Source organism: Mycetohabitans sp. B46 (assembly GCF_037389205.1).
GTDB lineage: Bacteria > Pseudomonadota > Gammaproteobacteria > Burkholderiales > Burkholderiaceae > Mycetohabitans.
Map to the genome: position 1 here is coordinate 242,162 of NZ_JADBGL010000004.1, position 24,572 is coordinate 266,733.

The 24,572-nt window shown below is 57.5% G+C and carries 7 protein-coding genes; all 7 read right to left on the minus strand.

Annotated features, from left to right (window positions below; genetic code table 11):
- Positions 1–459 precede the first annotated feature (459 nt).
- The 7 genes from IHE30_RS06635 to IHE30_RS06670 all read right to left on the minus strand — a co-directional run bounded on the left by IHE30_RS06635 (position 460) and on the right by IHE30_RS06670 (position 24,571).
- A complete protein-coding gene (locus tag IHE30_RS06635) occupies positions 460–759 on the minus strand; it encodes a hypothetical protein (protein ID WP_337689592.1) in 300 nt (99 codons plus the stop codon).
- Between the two features lie 233 nt (positions 760–992).
- The gene (locus IHE30_RS06640; RefSeq protein ID WP_337689593.1) at positions 993–1,172 is read right to left on the minus strand and encodes a hypothetical protein; all 180 of its coding nucleotides are present in this window, start codon (positions 1,170–1,172) and stop codon (positions 993–995) included.
- Positions 1,157–1,426 (minus strand): HEPN domain-containing protein, encoded by a 270-nt coding sequence (locus IHE30_RS06645; RefSeq protein WP_337689594.1) that lies wholly within the window; start codon positions 1,424–1,426, stop codon positions 1,157–1,159. The genes IHE30_RS06640 and IHE30_RS06645 overlap by 16 nt, the downstream gene beginning before the upstream one ends.
- Positions 1,423–1,767 carry a nucleotidyltransferase domain-containing protein gene (locus tag IHE30_RS06650; protein ID WP_337689595.1) on the minus strand — a complete coding sequence of 115 codons (345 nt, stop codon included), beginning with the start codon at positions 1,765–1,767 and terminating at the stop codon, positions 1,423–1,425. The genes IHE30_RS06645 and IHE30_RS06650 overlap by 4 nt, the downstream gene beginning before the upstream one ends.
- 617 nt (positions 1,768–2,384) lie before the next feature.
- On the minus strand, positions 2,385–10,205 hold the full coding sequence (locus tag IHE30_RS06655; protein WP_337689596.1) for an SDR family NAD(P)-dependent oxidoreductase: 7,821 nt from the start codon (positions 10,203–10,205) through the stop codon (positions 2,385–2,387).
- 79 nt (positions 10,206–10,284) lie between these two features.
- A complete protein-coding gene (locus IHE30_RS15100) occupies positions 10,285–23,046 on the minus strand; it encodes an SDR family NAD(P)-dependent oxidoreductase (RefSeq protein WP_443193613.1) in 12,762 nt (4,253 codons plus the stop codon).
- 67 nt (positions 23,047–23,113) lie between these two features.
- The gene (locus IHE30_RS06670; protein WP_337689597.1) at positions 23,114–24,571 is read right to left on the minus strand and encodes a cytochrome P450; all 1,458 of its coding nucleotides are present in this window, start codon (positions 24,569–24,571) and stop codon (positions 23,114–23,116) included.
- Position 24,572 lies beyond the last annotated feature (1 nt).

The following is a 24,572-nucleotide window of genomic DNA, read 5'->3' on the forward strand; positions in this document are numbered from 1 at the left end:
TCCACTGATTGTGGCGATCTGGAGGCTGTCGCTCGAGTTCGCCACAGAGTCAAGCGCCGCGCACATGAAGCGTTGGCAAGCTGGTTGCGCCAGGCGCAGGCCAGCGGTGTACCAGAAATGCAGCGGTTTGCAGCAGGCATTGGCCACGACTACGACGCAGTATAGGCAGCACTGCTAACACCCTACAGCCACGACATCATCGAAGGCTATATCAATCGGCTCAAGTTCCTCGAACGCCAAATGTGTGGCCGCGTCAGCTTTTCGATGCTTCATGCTCGCGTGTTGAATCGGTGCTAATTCGCCGCGCAAACTTCACACAAAGTGAGGAAGAGCCATTTTTACTTTGCGCGCAACAGCGCATCCTAATTACGTCATTATCTATCAGGTAAGGCCTCGGCTTAGACGAGTCGAAAGTCTCCGGATCAGGCGCGTCGTACAAAAACTTCCAACGAAGATGAATCATTGCATTTCCATGCTGGCGAAATACAGGGCCGACCAATCAGCGTAGGTCGCTTCCGGGGCTGTGATTGCTGCACGCACCATGTCCTCCACAGACACGCCACTCACGTCCTGCACTACATGACCGAGCTGAACAAGCCTCTCGGATACACCAGCTGCCCGTGCCTTATTGGCGAATTCCCACTCTCGGCCACAGCCGTACTCGATCGCGACGCCAAACCGCTTCCGCAGCAGTTCAATTGCCTGCGTGGCAGAATCCGGCAGCAGAATGGTGGTGCCGTCAAGCAAAACCAGCGGCACACCCTCGGGTGCTTCTACAGCCTCGATGTAGCGTTCCGCCCCAATTGTCGCTTGAGTTGAGGGAAACGCGGAGGACTACCAAGTTCTCGTGCATTCTTTTATACCCATACCCCAATCCGGTTTGATGTACAACAGCACAAATCTGATTCTACTTCAAACCAACTGTAGTGGACACGCGGAGAAGAGCGGATAAATGTCACAACACAAGCGGATGCGTTGTCGGCTTACCGGCCTCATGGTTTTATCCGGTGATAAGTTTCATTCGGGTTCTCTGGCATAAACTGACCCAGCATAGCGGCAACGAAGGCCTCGGCCTGCTCCACCATTTCTTGAGCATCGCCCAATGCAACCGACTCATCCTTATAATCCGCTACTAAGCGAATTTCCTCAGCGCGGTTTAGCAGTCGTCCCATGTCTTTCGATACTGGACCGTTCTTAACAAGATAGTTGCCAAAGGCCCCATCAGACCGCTATGAGTACGACCCACATCCGGTTCGACGGGGGCCCCCGACGCCAAAAGCGCAGCGCGCGCTGCATCGAACATCGCATAGTAGGCGCGATTCACTGCGCCATCCACGTCGCCTAAGTCAAGCAGTACGCGGGCGGATGCATATGCCCGCTCCGCCTTCGCCATTAACGCAACGGGCGTCAATTTTTGGTCACTCATAGCCTAACGCCTTCCCGGTTGATGTTGTGGAGCAACGAAGGGTTTGAATAGGTCTCTGGATGCTCCCATTCATCAAGCCAGATCGGCAGCGGCGAGATGAGAATGCCCGTTTGCAGCAGCACGTCAAATGCGATGTCGGCCATTTCAAGCTTGGTGGTGAGGAATCGCTGATGTTCTCCTTTCAGCAGGACAGCCACATCGGCGTCGCTGTCGGCCCGATGGGTACGCCGCGCCCGGCTTCCGTAGAGAATCGCGCCGGCTATGTCGTAACGGTCGGCAATCAGCGTGAGGAAGTACCGAACCGCTCGTTCGGTGTCCTGGTCGATGTGATTCGAGTTCATCGGCAGCATCCCTCCCCCGTAAAATTCGGTCTTGGGTTCATATGTCGCCCGTCGCGCAGCTGCGCGGATAACACAGCTAGTTTGGTACGCAATGAGTACCATGTCAAGCTTGTTTTGTGTGCCGTTTTCTGCAGTCCTGGAGCAGTCGCAGAATCGCCGCGCGTGCGAGATTAGGAAGGGGGCGGTAATCCTTCGACGTATTCGGCATCCGGTACGTCTTCATCGCGCGCGGGCTAATACCGCTGGCAGTTGCAAGTCCGTCCCAGGTTACGCCAAGCTGCTCTTTGGCAGCTCGCAAAAATTCCTGTTGTGTAGGTTCCGACATAGCCTAGAGGCACGATACGCATTGCGTACCATAATAGCGCAGCAACTCAACTTGTGCTAGAGCCGGAGAGCGATGCGAACATCGCCGTGTTTCTGTTGGGCAACAAGACAAGCGCACGCCGATCCCGCTGTGTAAAGCAAGTTGATTGAGGCTACCCTAAATCAGGGCCGGAAATTTCCACTTTAGAACGGCCCTAATTGGGGTAGCCTCATTGCGCCCATACAAATGGTCCATCTGCCTAGTTAGGTAGATGGACCATTTTATTTAACACGCAGGCGTCGAAAGCAACCTCCTACGTCAAGACAGTCTTGACCCCGCGCTTACCCTCGATCCATTCTGACCCATACAGCGACACGCAGAACTCTGCGATCACGTCAAACACCTCGGGTTCGGTCAACAACGTCATATGGCAGGATGAGTTCACCTCAATCATCTCAAAGCTCGGCAATTGCCGTTGCCACGCTTGCCAATAATTGGTGTGATTGAAGGCCGCAAATTCTCGGCTGTCGGTGGAGAAATAGGGCTCCAAATCTCCCATCCACAAGCCACTGGCATTACGGAAGTAATAGCAAGCGACTTCCTCCGCCTTCGGCAAAGGCAGAATCCGATAATGCTCCACCTGGTAGGATTGCTGAATCCGCGCCACTTGCTCCATCATATGCTGCAAACGGTCATCACTTATCTTTAGCCCTCGCTGCCGCGCCAACGCCATCAATTGCTGCCGATATTCTTGATGCGGCAACGACAGATCAATCTCGTCCCGGTGAATTAATACGTCGGCAAAACGTTCCGGCGTGTCGCTGATCGTCATTTGCAAAGACATATTGACTGCCTGTAGCAGTCGGGTCTTATCGGTCAGCTTGGCGGTGCGCTCACCGGTAACATCCGGCGAATCCAGCATCACCAAAGTCGTTACCGCTTCCCCCGATTCCTGCAGTTGCCGAGTCACCTCATAGGCCAGCATGCCACCGAGCGAGTATCCGCCAAGATCGTAGGGACCATGGGGCTGCACCGATTGGATCGCTTGAACATAATAGGCCGCCATCGCCTCGATTCCCTGAAGCGGCTCGTGTTCAGTCATCCATCCTTTGGCTTGGAGTCCGAAAAACGGCCGGTCGATATGCTGGGCCAACTCTTGGTATATCTCGCTGCCACCAAGGGCACCATGGAACCAAAAGATGGGTTGGCCATCATCCACCGTATTGAGCCGCTGCAGCTCCAAGAAGTGCGTCGTTGGACGGGTAAAAAGCTCGCTGATTTTTACTGGCAGCATTGGCCCTTTTGCGCTTACCCGCTCACCCCGTTCGTTCAGCAACGCAAGCAAGTCTTGAATCGTGACGCACTGCTGGATATTGGCCAACGCTAACTCAGGATCTATTTCCGCTTGTAGCTGCATCGCTAACTGGACCATGACGATGGAGTCAGCACCATAGGCACTGAGTGGCTTGGCCGGCGACAACTCTTCTGGTTGCATACCCAGCAAACCCGCCAACACGCGCAGCCCATGTTCAGCGACAGTCTCCTCGTGGTGGGCAGGCTCATCGACCACATTCACTGCCGTACTATCCAAGGTCTGCTGCGTAGCGCTAGCCGCCGTGGCGTTGTCATGCAGCGTTTTTGGCGTGTTGGACTGCTCCAGCCAGTAGCGTTTTTTATCAAACGCATAAGTCGGCAGTGGGACGATTTTTACGCCATAGCCAGCAGCAGTATTTTCCGCCAGATCGTCCCAAGCAATCTCACCGCCCTGCGTCCAGAATAGCGCCAGCTGTTGTCGCTCATCGGCCGCAATCAGGCTGCGGCTTAACGCGTCGGCGCCAGGACCGGATAGCAGGCTAGCCGTCGCCGCAGGAACCTCGTCAATATTGCCAAAGAACAACGGCAAATCGAGCTTATCCAACGCGGCCATCCCGTCACCGTGGTCCAGCATCTGCACAATCTTGCACAGCGCAGCGCGTAACTCATCCATGCTTTTCACTAGCAACGCCAGTCGCCACGGCATCGCCTCCCGGCCAACTTGCAGGGTGTAGGCAACGTCGTTGAGCCGCAAATCCGAATGGGTATCGAAATGGCGTGCCAACCTCGCCACCCCCTGGTGCAACGAGCGGGCGCTTTTCGCCGACATCGGCACAATATAAAGGACGCCGTTCTCAACCTGAGCGACATCATCCGACAGATGTCCTTGGTTCTCCTGATAGCTCTGATATTCTTCAAGCACCAGGTGAGCATTGGAGCCACCAGCACCAAAGGCGCTGAGCGCCGCCCGGCGCGGATATTGGCGACTCACCCCGTCCGTTTCAATCACGGGCTGGGGCCAATGGCCCAACTCGCGTTGCAATACAAAAGGTGAATTCTCAAAGTCCAGCTTAGGATTAAGCGGACCGAGCAACAGAGATGGCGCTAGCTGCTGGTGTTGCAGCTGTAATACCAGCTTGCTGAGTTGGGACATGCCCGACGCCGCCTCGGCGTGGCCGATATTCGACTTGACCGAACCCATTGCACAGGATTGGTTGGCAACACCGGCTTGGCCAAAGACTCGATTCAACGCACTAAGCTCGATGGCGTCGCCCATTGCTGATCCATTAGCCGCCGCCTCCACATAACTGATCGTGCGCGGATCCACCCCTGCCCGCTTGAAGTTGCTGTCGATCAGCGCCGCCTGCGCCTTGGCACTGGGCATCGAAAAACCATGGGTATGGCCGCCATGATTGACGGCGGTCGACTTGATCACTGCAAGAATCCGATCGCCATCGCGTTCGGCATCGGCCAGTGTCTTAAGTAAGACTGCGCCGACCCCTTCCGCCGGCAAATAACCATCGCCGTCGGCAAAGCTGCGGCTGCTGGCTTGGCTGCCAAGCACTTTACCGATACTCAGGCCGATGTATTTTTTGGGATGCAACGTTAGGTTAACACCACCGGCAATCGCCAGCCGGCAATCGCCGTTGCGCAGGGCCTCACCAGCAGCATGGATGGCGGAGATCGACGACGAACACATCGTGTCAATCGCCAAGCTGGGTCCCTGAAAATCAAAGAAATACGATACCCGGTTAGCAATCGCACTGTATGAAGTCACGGACACCAGCGACTCTCTAACGAAGTCCGCTTCAAACGCCTGGTACTGTTGGTACATTACGCCGACAAACACGCCAACCTGCTGCTGATACTGCTGTTTTAGCCGTTGTCGGGTCAGTCCAGCGCTTTCCAGCAAGTTCCAACATGTTTCAATGAACAGTCGGTCATTGGGATTGATGATTTCCGCCTCGCGAGGCGACAAGTTGAAAAACAGCGGGTCGAACTCTTCCACCCCATCGAGAAAACCACCCCATTTACAATAGGTCTTATCAAGCCGGTTGCGCTGATCAGCAAAATAAGCCTGGTGGTCCCAGCGCTGCGTGGGCACTTCGCTAATAAGGTCTTCGCCGCCGGCCAGCTTGTGCCAAAACGTCTCCAAATCTTCGGCGCCAGGGTAGCGCCCGCTGATACCGACGATCGCCAGTTCACGGCTTGGGCTGATCATTGACGGTGTGTCTTGCTGCGTGGTGCGGCGACGACGCTTGCGCGCGGTCATCTGCGTCGCAGCCGCAATTTGCTCCACCCTCTCCACTTTCTCTGTCTTCGGTACGTCCTTGACGGTCGGGTGCCGATTACCCGACTCGCTAAGCACCCGCCGCTGCAACGCCTCGCGATGATGGTGAATAAAGTACTCGCTCAGTTCACGCACCGTTTGGTATTCGTATAGCAAAGTATTCGGTAGCGAGCCAAAACTCTGCTCCAGTTTAGTCGTCAGCTCGGTGAGGATGATCGAGTCAACGCCGTAGCGTTCGAAGGAGCCATCGCTGTCGATTTTCTCTATAGGCCGCTTCAGTGTCGTCGATAGCAGTTGCTTGAAATAACGGATCGCCGGCTCGGTCAAATCCCCGTGCCCGGATTCGTCATGGGCGTTGGCCGTTGGCGACGGCTCGTCCACTCGAACTGGCGTCGTCGGCGCGGCAGGCTGTTCGGCTGCGCTCGGCTCGTCAAACATAGCCGCTACTGGCTCATGCCACTGAGCCGCGATAAATGCTTTAATTTTGGCGGTATTGCCTTCCAACACCATCAACCGCTCGGGTGCGCTAGCATCAGCCAGCGCCCAACGCAGCAGCGCTAGGCCACCTTGATCGCTCAACGGTTGGATACCCGTCTGCTCGACCATGAGTTGCTCGCGTTGAGGATCAATCTGCATCCCACCATTGCGCCATAACGGCCAGTTCACCGTGAGCGTGCGGCCATGGCGATGGCCCATGGCTGTCTGGTGGTGACGCCAGCCGGTAAATTCATCCAAAAAGGCGTTGGCCAGCGCATAGTCGCCCTGGCCGACATTACCAATCACCGCGGAAACCGACGAAAACAGGACAAAGCAATCCAGCGCAAGATGAGCGCTAGCCCGATCCAGATTCAGCGCCCCTGCCACCTTCGGCATCAGCACCGCCGTCCAATCGGCCTCGCTCTTGTTGCTCAGCAGGCTGTCTCGGGTAAGACCGGCGCAGTGAAAAATGCCATTTATCCCGCCAAACTCCCGCTCGCACCTCACGATTAGCTCATCAACAGCGGTCCGATTAGCCACGTCCACCGCCTCAAGCTGCACTTGAGCACCTAACTTTTTGATATTGGCAATCCGTTCGGCGGTTTTAGGCGACAATTGGCCAGCTGAGCGGCTAGCCAGGATCAACTTGGCGCCATGCGCTTCTCGGGCAATCGCTTCGGCTAGCAGCAGCCCCAATCCCCCTACGCCGCCGCTCAATAGGTAGACGCCACCAGCGCGCCACGGCGCGGCTCCGGCGGCGGTCAACGCCGTTTCCCGCCAGGACGCCACTTGGCGCTGATACTGGCCTCCCACGCTATCCTGATAGCGAACTCGCTCGTCATCCTGATCGCTATTCTCGAGCAATAACTTCGCCAGCCACTCAGGCGAATGGATTCCAGGCACCTCGATGAACTGGGCAGCAGCGATCAGTCCTTCGTTTTTGGCGGTCTTGAGCAGCGCTTGCAGTGACGCGAAGACTGGGGCGGTGAGCTGTGAGCCATGATCACTGTCAAGCAGGACCAATTGCACCAAGCTATCCGATCGGTTTTCTTTCAGGTGACCAAGCAAAACGCCAGCCAGGGATGGCAACGCCAAGGCGGGGTCTTCAGCAACGGCAGGCAATTGCTCGACGCTGATCTGCCGGCCCGATATCCGCTCCTGGCAGCAGTCTGCCAGTTTGTCCAGCATAATGGGTAGATTACCCGCCAGTAAGATCAATTGCCGGTTGTAGTGCCGGTTACCGTTCTGACGTGGCGCTTTATCTCGCCAAACCGGTGCCATCACCAACGGCTTAGTCTGGTTGCTATCCAATCTTTTCGACGAGAAGCCAAGCAGACGCAGCGCCACCCGGCCCTGGGCGTCGCACAGATCCACGTCCAACTTGTTAATCCGTCCAGGCTGGTGATTAACGGCATAACGTACCCATGCATAGCAACCGTTGCCGAGCAGGTTCAAATCACCAAAAATCACGCCGTCCAGCGCAAACGGCACCAGTGGCTCACGACGATCATCCGACTGAGCCGGATCCAACAACGCCAGTCCTAATGCCGCCTGCAACGCTGAATCGAGCAGGCCGGGAGGCAAGCGCAGCGACTCGTCGCATTCATCGGCTTCTGAGAACGCGCCAGGCAACGCTAATTTGGCCAGCACTTGGCCGTTGCCCGCCTGTAATTCGCTGATCCCGCGGAAGTGTTCTCCATAGTCCAGCCCCATCTCGCCGAAGATTTGGTAGCATTGCTGTGACGCCAGTCGCTGCTGCTCGGTGGCCGCGGCGATGGCCGGCAGGTCCAGCTGCGGTAAGGCTTGCGCAGCGCCGACCAACGCCGCGCCGCGGCAGTAGCTTGGACCATCAACGGTAGCGCCAAGAATCTCAAACAGAATCTCGCCATTGTCTTGCTCTGACAGCTCAATGTCGATTGACAATTCACTACCGTCATGGCGCATCGGTTGCTGCCACGCGATATGCTTTAATTGGACTAGTGTCTCATCGCCGGCAAGCGACAACTCGATCGCGGCCCTGGCCATTTCCAAGTAAGCGACCCCTGGCAGGATCTTGACGCCATTGACCCGATGCTCGTCAAAGAAGAATTCGTTGCCGTTAAATCGGCTGCTGAAACGTTGCCCCGCCAGATCCGAGGTATTACGTTGCACTAAAGGATGTAAGATCGGCTCACCCGAATGCTCGGCCGCCAGAGCATCGCTGATCCAATAAACTTCACGGCTAAACGGATAGGTCGGCAACGGGATTCGATGTGCCCGGCCATCTGGATAAAGCTGCCGCCAGTCAACGGTTGCACCCCGGCGCCATAACGCAAGCAACGTGTCGCGATCTTGTTGTTGCAGCGCTCGGAGCACCTCACCCGTCGCAATGTCGCCGGCAGGCTCACCACCCTGATCGTCGCCGTTGGCCAGATAGTGTCCGAGCTGAGCCAGAAGGCTGTCTCGACTGTCTGCCACTATGGCCAGCCGGCATTCCATCGCCTCACGTCCCAACTGCAAGCTGGCGGCCAAATCCGGTAACGCAAGCTGGGGCCGTTGCGCTATAAAGTCGATCAACTGCTTGACCCGCGATTTAAGTGCTTCGGGTGTCCTGGCCGATATCGGAAAGATCGTCGCCGCGCTGCCTTGTGCCGTTACGCCGACCGGTGGCTCAACCGCCTCCAGTACGATGTGAGCATTGGTGCCGCCAAAACCGAACGAGCTGACACCTGCACGACGGGGAGTGTCGGACGGTTGCGGCCACGCTCGCGCTTGCTGCAACACTTCAAAAGGGCTGCCGGCCAAGTCGATATAGGGATTGAGCTGCTCGCTATGCAAGCTCTTGGGTAAGTAGCCGTGCTTGAGGATGAGCAATGTCTTGATCAATCCGGCGATACCGGCGGCAGATTCGAGGTGGCCAATATTGGTTTTTACTGAGCCGAGGTAACAGCGCCGCTCGCTGCTACGGCCTAACTCGGCAAATGCCTGCTTGAGTCCGCTGATCTCAATGGGATCTCCAAGCCGGGTGCCTGTACCATGGACCTCGATATAGCTTATGCTGTCAATATCAACGCCCCGACAGGCTTGCTTGATCAGTTTGGCCTGGGCCGTGGAGTTAGGCGCAGTCAGCGAATTGGCGTGGCCACCATGGTTTCTCGCCGAGCCAATAATCGTGGCCACGATGTTGTCGCCATCGGCCAGTGCTTGTTGATAATCCTTGAGGATTAACACGCCCACACCTTCGCCCCGCACATAGCCGTCGGCATCAGCGGCAAAGGTTTTGCAACGGCCGGTAGGGCTTAACATGCCTGCCTTTGCGGCGCCAATGAATACCATGGGCTCAAAACAGAGATTGACCCCGCCGGCGACCGCTACCGTGCAGTCACCGGTAAGAATGGCTTGCGCCGCCTTATACACTGCCACTAACGAACTCGAACAGGCCGTATCGACCGGCGCGCTGGGGCCGTGAAAATCGAACAGGTAGGAGATACGGTTGGCAATGATCGAGTGGGCATTGCCGGTAGCATCGTGGGCACCTGCCGCCGTACGAGCCAGTAAGCCGTTATAGTCGGCTGACGATACGCCGATATAAACCCCGGTATCGCTACCGCGCAGGCTTTGCGGGGGGATCCCCGCGTCTTCAAAAGCAGCCCAAGTTTGCTCCAGCACGATGCGGTGCTGAGGGTCCATCGCTTCGGCTTCACGCGCGGAGATTTTAAAGAAATCGGCGTCAAACGCCATCGGATCCTTGATGAAGCCCCCCGGGCAAGCAAACTCTTTGCGCAGGTGGCGGCGTTCAGCGATGCCCGGCAGGTTCCAATAAGGGAACTCGCCGATGGCCGAGCGCCCTTGCACCAGTAAACGCCAAAATTCCTCGGTATTATCGGCACCGGGAAAGCGCCCGGCGAAACCAACGATCGCCACTTTGCTAGCGTTTGGCTCCGATTTGGCCCCGCTGTCTACGCCACCACCGATTTGCCGTCGGGTTTGCTGCTGCACGGTTTGCCGTTGTCCGGCACGCCGCTGGGTGGGCAGGCTGATGTCATTTAGATCGTTTGCAGTTGTCTTTTCCATGGCTCTGAATGCCCTTCCCGTTCTGGTGTGCCCGGCAGCATTGCGTACCGGGCCGATGCGTCAGATTCAGTCAATCGCCTTAGGCGGCTTCCAGCCTTGCCACCAACTCGCCGAGCTGCTGTTTTTCATAAAATAAATCAGGCATCAGTTTGGTACCGAAGCGTTTGTTCACGCTATCGGTCAGCTGCACGACCATAATCGAATCCAGCCCTAGATCATGAACCTGAGTCGACTCGCCGATGTCCTGCGCCGCAAAGCCCAGCTTGTCCTGTAACTCCTGCTGGATAAAAGCAAGAATTTTTTCGCTCAAGCCAGCTTCGCTATCATCGGTCTGCGGCTTAGCCTCCTGCTTTTCCATCCTAGCTGCAGTAGGCTGGCCCGCCGGCTCAAGCAGCGGCCGGGCGAGCACAGCGGCCGGCATATTGGCTGTTTCAGCTGTCCCAGTCAGTAAGAAGTGTTTTCGATCGACACTCGCTACCTCTTGTTTGCCAAGATACAGACTGACTTTGTCGACCTTGACGCAAATTTGCTCCCGCTCATCCAGCACCAGTAAGCGAAGTGATAGTTCGTTATCATGCAGCCCCATTCCCGAGAGCACCACGGAGAAGCCGCCTGCTGGCGTGTTGTAGCAGCAAAGCCGTTCGATATTGCGCACGATGACTCGGCCTTGCGGCAACCCTAGTTCATCCAGCAACAAGTAAAACGCTTTATCAATGGTCGTCGCCAGGTAAGGCGATAGCTGTACGTTGCCAGCATAATGGTTGTGACGGTTAACCGGCGGCCGCCCCTTCAGCAACAGGCCGCTGCGGCCAATTGCCAATTCGCCGTCATCGTCCAAATAAGGGGCGAAATCATAACCGGCTTGTGTCAGTCGCCGACTGACTTCGGCAGCGCTGAGCTGGCGGCCCGCCTGCAGCGCCTGGCGATTCAGCAACTCGCGGACATCGTCCAACCACTGTTGCGATAGGGGCGGCTCGTCGCCGGTCAGTGGATTGATCACGGCAAAGCCCAGGTTGGCAAGCTGTTCACCACTGCGACGGAATTCGAATTCCAGTTCCAGTTGCTCGCTGTCAATCTCGGACAACCGGTACTCCAGCCCGGTCACCGTCGACCAGTCGGCGATATAGTGTTCGAAAGCACAGGACACCGACAGCGTGCGGCCGTCGAACCGAGACGCCAATGCCGGCATCGCCAGTGCGACATCGGCAAAGTTGAAAGCGCTCAAGCGCCGGCCACCCCGTCCACTGTAGACATAATCCAGCAGTTCGTCTTCGACGAAGTTGGTACGGAATATCGCGCCTGGCTGCGGAGTCGAGCAGTTTTCTGCCACCAGTGGATGCAGCTTGTTTTTAAACATCAGCGGATTGACGATCGACGACTCGTACCCTTCCTCGGTATACCAGCAGCGCGTTTTCTCGAAACGGTAGGCCGGCAAGCTGATCCGCACCGGCGGTTGGGCATATAGACTGGTCCAATCAACTTGATTATCGCCGTTCAGCCACTGGGTCAGCAGCAGCGCCAACGGATCGTTTGAGTCGCGCTCCAGTGTCTGTACCGCGTCGCTTTCCTGGAAGCGGTAGAAGATCTTGCTGTCCGCATCGGATTGATAATGCCCGTCAATACAAGCGTTAAGCGCACGGGACAGCGCCTGGCGGGTGCGACAGCGAATCGCCAGCCGGTTGCGTAAATTGTTTTTGCCCACCTGTAGCGTATAGGCGATTTGTGCCAGCGGTGCCTCACTGCTCGCCAGCCAATCCCTAAAGCTTGTCAGGTTTTCCGCCAACAGCGCCAGTTTGTGCACCGAGAAGACAAACACCAGCTGATCTTCTGGGATGTGTCCGGCGCTATCCGCTGGCACGGGGTATTCCTCGACGATCATATGGGCGTTCATGCCACCAGCAGCAATCGAGGTGAGCCCCGCCCGGCGCGGGAATACCTGCTTGCGGCCATTGACGATGCGCTCCGGCTGGCGCCATTCGATCAACTGCTGTGGCACGACAAACGGCGTATCGGCAAAATCGATATCCTGGTTGAGCTGGCTCGAATGGATCGATGGCACAATCTGCCTATGCTTGAACTGCAGCAAGGTTTTAGTTAAGCCTGCAATGCCCGACGCCGCCAACAAGTGACCGATATTTGACTTGATTGAACCGAGATAGCAAAACTGCTTGTCGTCAGTCGCCCAGCGAAACGCGTTATTCAATCCCAACACCTCGATCGGGTCCCCTAGCTTAGTGCCAGAGCCATGGCCTTCGATATAGGAGATCGAGGACGGGTGCACTTTGGCCTGATCCATCGCTTGGCGAATTGCCTGGGTTTGCAAATCCGGATTAGGCACGTTGAAGCCGTTACGCTCGCCGGCGTTGGTTATCGCTGAGCCTTTGATGACACCGTAGATTTGATCCCGATCGGCAATGGCTCGATCCAAACGCTTGAGTAGTACCGCCCCGACGCCTTCGCCAATCACCGTACCATCCGCACCCACCCCGTAGCTGTTAACCGACTCCGAGGTGATCGATGTGAAATTGCCTTGGGATGTATTCACCGTGGTGTACGGGTGATACATCAGATTAAGGCCACCAGCCAGCACCATCTTGGTCTCATCATGCTTGAGCATCTGGCAAGCGGTGTGGATACAGGTCGAGGACGACGAGCACATGGTATCGATAAACAGGCTCGGACCTGTGAGGCCGTAAAAATAAGACACCGTCATCGGAATGGTCGCCATGCCTGACCCGGAAGCCATCGAGCCACGGAATAAGTTGCTCTCGAAACCGTAGTAATGGTAATCATTGGACATAGTGCCCAACAGTACGCCGACATCGCCGTTATAGCGGCTCAGCATGGTTTCTTTCGAGTAGCCGGCATCTTCAAAAGTATGCACCGCCACCTGGAGGAACAATCTGACCTCCGGCGACATATGGTCGGCATAGACCTTGGGCATCTTGAAATAGCTGTAGTCGAACTTGTCAACGTCCTTGATGAAGGAGCCGTTTATGCAAGTGGTCTTGCCGAGTACCTTACGGTTCTTGTAATAGATTTTGCTGTGGTCCCACCGATCTGCAGGAAAGTCGCTCATGCAGTCAACGCCATTGGCTAAGTTTTGCCAAAACTCATCGATGCTGTCCGCCCCCGGGTAATAGCCGCCAAGGCCGATCACTGCAATATAGTTCTCTAACTCGTTGTCCTCGATACGCTCACCAGACGCACCGGGCGTGACGCTTGGTGCGGCTGGACTGTTGACGTTGGAATGGGCTGCAGCGAAACGATTCCGCGACAACGGCTGCGCTGACGCAGGCTCGACAGCACTTTGTTTAATGGTTGGCACTCGATGTTCAATAGCTGGCACTTGAGCGCCACGCGAAGCCTCCTGATCTTCGTTCGTGCTGAACATCGCGACAAAATGGTCACGGTATTTCACCGCGAAATGGTCAACCATGCCGGCAATATTGACATGCTCGAACAACAGAGTTTTAGGTAGCGAGCCAAGATGTTTTTCCAACTCATTGGTTACGCCCACCGCCATGATGGAATCAAAGCCATAGACTTCGAATTTTTCCGCCGGATGGATTTTTGCCGGATCGATCTGGACCACGTCGGCGATAATTCGGGTAACAAAGGCTTCGATCCTTTTTTTCAGTTCGCTATCGCTCAGGCTCGTGGTTCCGGCAGCCTGTCCCGGTGCGGGTTTGGCCAGGGCCTGCGGTTTGGCGTCCACCGGCTGGCCAATGGCCGCCAGCCGCGATGACTCACCATAAACCACCCAGCCCTGAGCGCTGACCGGGTGATTCAACAGTTGCCACAGGCTTTCGACGCCCTCCTCCACCGGCATCGGCACGATACCAAGCCGTTGCCGCATCTGCTGCTCGATCACGGGAGCCAACTTCATGCCGCCGTCACGCCACAGCGGCCAATTGATGCTCAGTGAACGTCCCTTGCGCTTGCCGTCACCAGCCAAATTTTGGCGGTACTGCATAAAGGCGTCCATGTAGGCGTTGGCGGCGGCATAGTCCACCTGGCCAAGATTACCCATCGCCGCCTGAGACGAACAACATACCAAGAAGTCTAGCGCACGGTCGTTGATCGCCTGATCGAGCGCCTCGATACCGGCCACCTTTGCCGCAAGCACCTGCTCAAACTCGCTAGCAGGTTTATTGATGATCATGCTATCGCGGATGACTCCCGCGCTGTGTATCACCCCATGTAAAGCGCCTTCTTTGGCATAGATGTCGTCGATCCACTGCCTAACCGCCGCAGCATTACCCACGTCTAGCGCCTGGTAGTGAACTTGGGCGCCCAGTGCACGCAACCGATCGGCTTTTTGTTGCAACGGCTGACTGACGGTTGAGCGCCCTGCCAAGTAAAGCACCGGGTTACGGCAGTTGCTAACGATCTGTTCAGCGAAAATCAAGCCCAGCCCACCCGCGCCACCGGTGATCGCATAAATACCGCCGTCGCGCAACGGCGTCTGCTCAGGCTGTTGCGCGGGTGCTAGCTCACGCCACTGCCTGCTATACAGGCTGCCGTTGGCGAAGACTCGCACCAGTTCGTTGTTGTGATAACGGCTCTGCTCGACGATCACTTTAACCATCGCGTCATTGCCCATTTCGGGATCGAGCGCGACCAAGCGAACCTTCAACGCGCTGTTTTCAATCATCGCGGTTTTCAGCATCGCATCCAGTGCAGTCAAGCGCAGATCGTCCTGGCTCTGCCCCACAAAAAGCTGCAAATAGCCGCCGGCATGACCGCCGAGCAACCGCTGTAACCACTCGAGCAGCGCCAGCGCTGCCGCTTGGTAGGCCGCGGCATCATTGTCGCCTGGCGCACCCGGCAGTACGCTCACCTGATTGCCAAACTGCCGGCGTATCTCGCTAACCGTCGCCTCCGGCAATCCAAGCAAAAGCAACTGCGGCTTGGCATCAGCCGGCAGCCATTCACCAGAGCTGCCGACGGGTCTCCAAAACGGCGTCCGGATCAAGCGACCCAAAGCCTCGTCGCTGTCTGCCCCTTTGTCGTTGTCTGCCATGACGGGTGCCTGGACCGGTTGAGGTTCAACGCCAGTCTTGCGTGAGCTAAAACCCTCCAGCTGAACCAGACATTGGCCTGCGTCATTGCAAATTTGCAGGTCAATTTTCTCGATCGTGCCGCCACGCCGAGCTTCACTGTAAGCAGCAGTGACCGTCAGTGACCCAGCTCTGAGCGCCTGTTCCACTGAACCGTACAATCGTAGGCTTTCCAGCGCAAAAGGCAGCATCGGCTCGGCAGCGCCTTGCTGGCGGCTCTCCAATGAAGCTGCGATATGCAGTGCACTGTCGAGTACGCCCGGCGGCAACAGCACACCCTCTAATTGGGGATCAAGTGCCTCGGGGGTCAACCGGCCCATCACCTGGTCGCGGCCGATGCGGATTTGGCTAGCCGCGCGGAATGTCACGCCGTAATGGACGCCCATCGCCTCGAAATCGTGGTACAGCACGTCATGGCTTCGCTCACTGACAGTGCACCGAGCCGTCCATTCCGCCAGATCGAGCGGTTGTGGCAACGGTGCAGCGACGGCCGCCAGTTGCGCGTCGCCCTGGGCGTGCAATTGCTGCGCCCCGCCGTCCAGGCTATAAATCCTAAATGACACGCTGTCGTTGCCGTTCACGGCCAGCTCGCAGTACAGTTCGACGTCACGCTCGCCGCCACCGACCGCAACAGTCAGCGGCCGTAGCCACACAACGTTCTGTAATGTGACTTGCTGCGGCGGCAGCTCGCTCGCCCTGACGATCGCCTCACGAGCCAGTTCGAGGTACGCGGCACCGGGGAAGATAAGCTGATCGCCGATACGGTGATCGGCCAGGAACGTCTCGCGACCGCTGAAGCGGCTGACAAACCGTTGCGTCGCCAGCGTCGAAATATTGTGATGCACCAGCGGGTGCAGCCGGCCCATGTGCGGGCTCGCCACGAGCGCGGGCGGTTGTTGACGCCGGCGCACTTCGGGCCAATAGTGCTCGCGCGCGAACGGATAGCCCGGCAGCGGCAAACGCGGCGGCATGCTATGCGCACCGTTTGATGCCGCGGCAAACAGTCGCCGGCCGTCGATGTCGTAACCCTGGCGATAGAAATCCGCCAGGCCAAACAACAATTCCCTAGCTTCATCTTCGCTGGCGTGGCGACTATCATCCAGCAGCTGATTGATGTAGCGCGCAATTGTCTTCTGCCCGGAAAATTCGCGCTCCACCTCGCCGACAAATAGGTTGGGACGCTTTTCACCAGCCAAATATTGCGTAAGGGTGTAAAGCACTTCTTCCAGATCCGCCGCCACTAGCGCCAGGCGATGGCGAAAATGGTGCCGTCCTTCCAGCAACGTATAGCTGATCGACGGCAACTGATTATCGCGGTAGTCGCCATGCTGTAGGGCCGCGCTCAGTTGTTCGATCTTTTCTTTCAGCGTCTCAGCGGTTTTGGCTGATAGGACAAACAAATAACAGGACCGTCGGAACGGCGAGGCGTCACGCTCACGGCTGTAGCTTTCCAGTACGACATGGGCATTCGTGCCGCTCATACCAAATGCACTAACCGCGCCCAGCCGCTCACTGTCGCGGCCTGCCGCCGGCCAGGCCTTGTTCGTTTTGTTGACGTAAAACGGGCTTTGCTGCCAGTGAATATAGTCGTTTTCCTGCTCGCAGTGCAGGCTGGCCGGAATGGTTTCGTGGCGGAACGCCTGCAACAGGCTAATCACGCTAACCAAGCCCGACGCGGCAAAAGTATGGCCGAGATTGGTTTTGGTGGAGGTCAAGGCGCAGTGGCCTGGCTGGTTGCCCCGGAAGGCATCGTTGAGCGCGTTAATCTCTACCGGGTCTCCCAGTTGCGTGCCGGTACCGTGGGTAACAATATATTCTACCGCTTCAGTATTCATCCCCGCGCGCCGGTAAACCTCCTCCAATAAGCGCTGCTGAGAAGCGCCGCTTGGCGCGGTAATACCGTTGGTCTTGCCATCGTAGTTGATGCCGCTGCCTCGCAATACGCCGTAGATCGGGTCGCCGTCGGCCTCGGCTCGGTTTAGAGGCTTGAGCACGACGCAGCACACCGCCTCGCCCGGCACCATGCCATTGGCCCGACGATCAAAGGCAAAGCATTTACCGTCCGGTGACAGCATCCCCGCCTGGGTCATGCCAATAAAGGCGTCTGGCGAGAAAATCAGGTTGACTCCGGCGACAACCGCCATCTCGCATTCGTTGTTACGCAGGCTCAATGCCGCTTGATGCAGCGCCACCAACGCTGACGAGCAGGCGGTGTTAATCGCCATCGTCGGCCCGGTCAGGTTGAGAAAATAGGCTAGCCGCGACGCCAAAATACCATTATGGCCCGAGGTTAGGCTTTCTTCGCTCGCCAGCCGCTGGAAGTCGCCCTCCTCAACGCCCACGAACATGCCAACCCGCTGCGCTTCAAGGTGGCGCGGGCCAACGCCGGCATCTTCCAGCGCGTTCCAGGACTCCTGCAGTAACAGCCGCTGCCTAGGATCCAATGTTTTCGCTTCGCGGGGCGAGATCTCAAAAAACATCGGATCAAACTCGCTGACCCCTGGCACGCTGCCCATCCAAATACAGCGCGTCTTGCGAGGATCCTCGCGATGATCGCCGTAATAATCACGCCAGTCGTAGCGATCAGTCGGGATCTCGCCCACCATATCACGCCCCTCAGCCAGCACGCGCCACAGCTCATCGGCATTGCGAGCGCCAGGGAAGCGGCCGCTGATCCCGATAATGGCGATCGTGTCGGCATTCGACGTTGACGCGACGACAGGAGCCGGCATCGGCAACGGCTCAGTTGCGCTGATTACCTCACCACGATAACAAGCTTCGACCGCTTGCCGGTGGTGTGCTAATAAATAGGCGGCGATTTTTGCAAGCGTTGAATGGCTAAAAAATAGCTCTGGAGTCAACTTGAGGCTCAGGTGGCGACTCAATAGTCCGGCGTATTCCGCCAAACTAATGGAATCAAAGCCGAAGTCCGCCAAGTTGGTGTCTTCGCCAAGCGTATGCCGCTCGGCATTAAGAGGCCGGCTCGCCAAGTCCCGCAAATCCCATAACAGAGACTGCTCCACGCTCAGCCCTTTGAGTTCGGGGCGGCTTCGCGTCCGCTCAATCATGGGTTGGCGCGCCGTTGCTTTAACAGTTGGGTTAGCCGTTGCCTTGCGTGCCGGATCATTCACCCCGTCCACTAATTGCTGCAATTTCGCCGGCTCCCCGGCCAACACCAGCATGTGATCGGCATCGCTGGCGACAATCTGCTGCAACAACGTCAGGCCTTCAGCGCTTTCCAGCATGCGCTGACCGCTAGACTTCAAATAAAATTCGGTCGATGCCGGCTCGCCCACTGCCATACCGCCATTGCGCCACAACGGCCAATGGATTGCCACGACACGCCGAGCACGTCCAGCCTGCACATAACGCGCATAGGCCTGCTGGAATCGGTTAGCCATCGCGTAGCTGCATGCCCCCATATCGCCAAGCATCGCTGAGCTGGACGAGAAATAACAGATCAACGCCAACGGTTGTGCCGCCAACACTTCATCCAACACCAGCGTGGCCTTGACCTTGGCATGCAATACCGCGTCGAAATCAGCTTGTGCACTGTCAAACAGGCTGCCCTGCGCGCTTAGGCCAGCGGCGTGGATTAATCCATCGATCGGTCCACTCTGTGGCAGCACCTCGGCCAGCGCAGCGGTCAGTGCCTGACGATCAGCACAATCAGCCTGTAAATAGACAATGCTGCACTTGTCATGACGCAGGCTATCCAGTCGCGCCTGTTGGGCTGCCGACAGCGATGAACGGCCATTCAGGATGAGATTGAGTTGACCGCCGCTGCGGCGCTTCGCCCGGCTTGAAAGCTCGCCCGCTAGCCACGACCCCAATCCACCCAGCCCGCCGGTGATCAACAGGGTATTGATCTGCTCCAGTGCCAGCGGCTCGACGGCTGCGGTTGCGCGGGTCGGCGCCAGCCTCAACTGGAAAGTGCGCCCGCTTTGGTATAGCCTGCCGCCCGCCGCGTCGCCGCTAAGCTGCAGCCACAGGCGGCGCAGCCAGCGACTGTCGTCGCCGGTATTGTCCGGCAAATCAATCGCCACCTCGACCGGGCAATGGGGCATCACGGCGCCAAGCGACCGCTCGATGCCGATCCAAGATTCAAGATAACAGCGTTCGAGCGCGTCGCCAGCCCGACCGGCCAGCAATAATCGATCGATTGGCGCCGCCGTGGCAGCCATCGCCTTAAGCAGTGCGACAATCGCGCTGTTGTCAATCATCCAGCGACGATCGTCCATACTCCATAAATAGAGCACTCGGCTAGCGCCGTGAGCGGACAATACGTGTTGTAGCCCTGCTTGTAACTGCTGCGGATCATCGACTGCTACACGATAATGGCCATCGTCATCGCGACCATTTCGATTATCGGCCGCAATAAATATCAACTCGGTTTGCGCACTGAATGCACGGATTTGCCGGACTAACTGCTGCCGAAGCCCAGGTTCGCCCAGCAAGCAAATCACTCGTTCTATCGGCGCACCCGGCCCCGGTTCATCAGCCTCCTGCCATTGCTCCGCATAGGTTGCCACTGTCGTTTCGGTGGCCACTGCCGTTTGAGTGGCTACGATTGTTTTAGTGGCCAATGTCGTTTCGGCAGCCGCGATTTCGCTTTGTCCGGTGGTGGCCGCCGGCGCATCCAGCCAGTACCGCTCCTTGGCGAATGCATAGCCCGGTAGAGCGATTCGGGCGGGACGCGGCTCCTTGCCATAAAGGCACGTCCAGTCAAATGCTTCTGCTGCTTCAGCGTCCGCAAGCCATCGCGCCGCCAACTGTCGCATGTCGCCAGCGGCCACGGCTTCTTCGGCCGTCATGCTGGCTACGCCAAAATCCACGCCCGGCTCGCCGGCGATCCACGCTTGCAGCTGTCGTCGTAACTGCTCCACGCTGTCGACCATGAACATAGTCCGCGTTGCCATCGCCTCCCGGCCGGTCTGTAGCGTGTAAGCCAAAGCGGCAAGGTCAGGCGTGTGTTGCGTAAGATACGCCAGTAACCGCGCAGCCTGCTCTTTCAAGCGCGACGCATTGCGCGCCGACAACGGAATCAGCACTCTCTCGCCCTGGTGCGTGGCGAACTCGCGCTGCTCCCGATACTCCTGCAGCACAACATGGGCGTTTGTACCGGAAAAACCAAAGGAGCTGACACCAGCTCGCCGCGGTGCGCTTTGCTCCGGCCAATCACGTCCCTCTCGATCGATTACCAACGGCGAGTCATCGAGCTTGATGTGAGGATTCTGTTGTTTGAAGTGGCCCAACGCCGGCAACTTACGGTGCTTCATCTGCTGCAGCACCTTAATGACTCCCGCGATGCCTGCCGCACCCTCAGTATGGCCAATATTGGCCTTGACCGAGCCAATATGGCAAAAACTCCGGTCGTCGGTATAACGTGCAAAGGCCCGCTTGAGCGCATTAATCTCGATCGGATCGCCAAGCTTCGTGCCGGTGCCATGGGCCTCGATATAGCTGAGGCTACGAGGATCAATGCCGGCATCTTGCCACGCATGCACGATGACGTTTTCTTCCCCGGCCACGCTCGGTGCAGTCAGTGAAGGCGTGTAGCCACCGTGCAACGCCGCCGAACCCTTGATGATCCCATGAATCGGATCACCATCAGCCAACGCTTTCGATAGCGGCTTAAGCAGCAGCGTTGTCACGCACTCGCCCGGTACGTAACCGTCCGCTTGTGCATCAAAGGTGTGACAGCGTCCCGTCGGCGACAGTGCGCGGATCGCAGAAAAATACCGGTAGTGCCAGGATGACAGCAGTAAGTTGCTGCCACCCACAAAAGCCATGTCGCATTCGCCATTGCGCAATGCAACGCAGGCGGCGTGCAACGCCACCAGCGACGACGAGCAGGCCGTATTGAACATCAGGCTCGGCCCTTTGAAGTCGAACCAGAATGAAATGCGGTTGGCGGCGATCACCCCACTGCCCGTGGCGATATAGGGATCCATCGGCAGTCCCAACTCGGTGATCTTGTCAACGTATTCGTTGAAACAGGAACCGATGAATACGCCGGTACGACTACCCCGTAACTGCCTAATTACCCCAGCGTCCTCGGCGGCAGCGTAAGCGCTTTGCAGTAGCAGCCGCACCTGAGGATCCATCCATTGGGCTTCACGGCGGGACATATGGAAAAATTCGGCGTCGAACTTATCGACGTCGTCGATAAAGCTGCCCCACTTGGAATAGGTCTTGTCATGCGCTTCAGGATCCGCATCAAACCAAGGCGCAACGTCCCAGTGATCTGCCGGCACCTCCTTGATCAGCTCCCGGTCCTGCCAAATATTCTGCCAAAATTGGTCAAGGTCGCCGGCTTCACCGAACTGTCCCTGCATACCGATGATTGCGATATCCTGCTGACGGTCACCGCCGCTGACAGACGTGGGCACATCATCGGCGACACACTCATCCACGGCACAAGTTTCAGCAATCGGCGCAGGATCACTTACCTGCATCGACGCAGCCTGGCTTGCCTGCGCCGGCGCAACGTCACTTGCCTTCACCGGCGGCGCAACGTCAGTCGTCTCGCTACGCTCAGCTAACAATGGCGTAAAAGCCGCTTTATGCTCCTGCCATAAAAATGTCGCCAGCTCCGCCACACTGGGATATTCAAAGAATATTGTTGGCTCCAGCTCGATCGCCGCGGCACTTTCAAGCCGACTCGCCAGGTTGACCAGCTGCAGCGACTCCAAGCCCAATTCCATCAAGTTGCGGTGACGCTGCTTTTTACCAATTTGCTTGGCACCGAGGGCCTGCAACTGCGCCAACAGATAGTCTTCGATCCCTTCGCGGCTGCAGCCACGCTCACTGTCGGGCCGCGCTTTATCGTCAACCAAGTGGCTGTTTCGCAGCCGCTTCAGCGAGCAACCGCTGAATTCGGCTACCAGCCCACCCTCATCGTCGTATAGCTGGGCGTCAAACAACACCAGCTCACCGGAATTTTTGACTAATTGGGTATGAATCCAGCCCGTTGTCGGTGCTTGACCACGATGAAGGACCAGCGATTTAACGCCAAACGGAATAAAGTTGCTGTCCAGTCGTTCGCTGGCCAACAGCGGGATGACAGTCAAAAAGGCGCTGTTGATCAACAACGGATGCAAGCTGTAATGGCGGGAATCCGCATCGTCAGAGACGGCCAGCGTCGTGCGAGACAGCGCTTCGCCGTCATCCTGACGCTGGTAAAGCGCCTTCAGCGTCCGATAGCTATCGCCGATGTGGATTTGCTCGCTAATCTGGTAGATTGATGCCAGCGGCTCCACCGCTGTCATACCAGCCATGAGCTTGGCTAGATCGACCTGCCGCCGCTGGGCAGCCACGGCCGACAATTCACCGCTAGCCTTAGGCTGCCAAGGCGCCGACGGCGAATGTCGGCATACCGCCTCAAAGGCCCGGCCGTCATGCTGGGTTGCGCGGATCGCCACCTCAAGCTGTTCGCCTTCGGCCAGCGCGACTGGAGCGGCAAACGTCAGCTTTTTCAACCGCAGCGCCTCACCCTCGGCGAGTTGGCCCAAGCCGTACTCCAGCGCCAGGCTGGCATAGGTCAGGCCCAGCAGGATCCGCTGCTGATTAAACTGGTGATCCTTGAGATAGCGCTCATCGTAATGGTAAACAGCGGCTGCAATGGGGTTCTCGATCGCCGGTGGCGCCTGAATCACCCGCTCCGCCTGGTCATGGCGATAGCTGGCCCGGATCTTTTCAAATTCTCTGGCAGCTTCTTCGACACTGATTTCTTTCCGCTGTATTTTCCGGTGTAGAACCCTAATTTGACTGTCCACTGTTCTCTTCGCTCTCAAATGCGGATATGGCAGGCGGTGCCCATGCGACTTTCCCGCCCGTGTCCAGTTAGCGACCGGTCAGGTCGAGAAATGCCTTGTTCGATGGCCGCAAAAACGGCAGGTAGGTCGGCGGCGGCAACTTGCCCACCAGACGCGGCGAGAGCCCCTTTGGCCCCATCTCGCGAGCCAACATCGCGATAAACAGCGTGATCTCCAACGCGGCGACATGGCGGCCGAGACAGGCGTGAGGACCGCCGCCAAACTGGCAGGTTTCCACCTGGTTCGGTGTCCGGTCGATGCCCAGCCAGCGCTCCGGCTTCCAGCTATCCGGATCCGGGTAGCGTTCAGGATTGCGAGAAACATGCAGCAGGCTGACGCCCACCATCGCGCCAACAGGGACCGTATGACCCATCATTTCAAACTCGGTATGCACCTTGCGCATTTCAAACGGCGCCGGTGGATAGAGCCGCAAGGTCTCTCGGAATATCGCTTCCGCCAGCGGCACTTGCTTGACCAGCTCCTCATGGGTATAAGGCACGCTGTCTAGGCCGGCGACCTGTTGGCACAACTGTTGCCAAACGTCTGGATGCTGCGACAGCATTAACGCCGACCATGCCATTATCGCGGCGGTTGTTTCCGAGCCGGCAAACCCCAGACCCAGGATGTTGTGCACCAGCTCGACCTCAGACATGCCGTTGCCCTCATCGTCGCGGCCAAAGATCATTGCCCCGACCAGGCTATCGCGGTCGTTGTTGGCGCGTACCGTGGCGACGATCTGTGACACCCGCTGTTCCAGCCAGCCGCGCGCCTTGCGGCAGCGCCAGGCAGGAAAGCCCGGCAAGTTAATCTTCAGCGGTATCATGCCGAGGAAAAACTCTTCGTACTGGTGACGCCACTGCTCGAGTTCATGGGTTTCAATGCCCATAATCCGGAACACCACTTCCAGCGCAATATCCTTGGTCTCCGGAAAAATCGCCAGTTTGCGCTCGCTGGTCCAACGTTTAAGCCGTTGCTCGATGGTTTCCACCACGAACTGGCCGACTCGCGCACGGGTCAGCCCCTTCGGGGTGAACGCATCCATGCTAGCGCGACGCGCATTGCGATGACGTTGGCCGTCAAAGGCGTTCATCGCCTCACCCGTGATGACCGGCATCTGTTCGCGCAGATAGGAGTTGTCGGTGTACTTGTTTTGAAGGATCGCCAGGCCCTCCTCATCCATAATCTGCAGCACAGGGAGTTTAGCGCCGAAATAAGTCCAGAACATCGGCCCGCACACCGCCTCGGCCTGGCGCAACTCAGTTAGCGCATGCTGACTGATCTTATGAACATGGCCCAGCAGTGGAATGTTGCCTGGCATGACCGGAAACCCGTCTTTCATCTTCAAGTTCTTGGCGACCGGGCGCGCCACGTTCGTCGGCTGATCATTGCGCTCTGTTTTGAGATCGTTTGCCACCCCTTGGCTAGCGTGCGCTTCTGTGCCCGCATCGGCCTGCGCCAAGGCGATCATATCTTGCTTATGGTTCATT

Coding starts and splice junctions, on each gene's coding strand:
- IHE30_RS06640 (WP_337689593.1), bottom strand. CDS start 1,172: ATGGGACGACTGCTAAACCGCGCTGAGGAAATTCGCTTAGTAGCGGAT.
- IHE30_RS06645 (WP_337689594.1), bottom strand. CDS start 1,426: ATGAGTGACCAAAAATTGACGCCCGTTGCGTTAATGGCGAAGGCGGAG.
- IHE30_RS06650 (WP_337689595.1), bottom strand. CDS start 1,767: ATGAACTCGAATCACATCGACCAGGACACCGAACGAGCGGTTCGGTAC.
- IHE30_RS06655 (WP_337689596.1), bottom strand. CDS start 10,205: ATGGAAAAGACAACTGCAAACGATCTAAATGACATCAGCCTGCCCACC.
- IHE30_RS06670 (WP_337689597.1), bottom strand. CDS start 24,571: ATGAACCATAAGCAAGATATGATCGCCTTGGCGCAGGCCGATGCGGGC.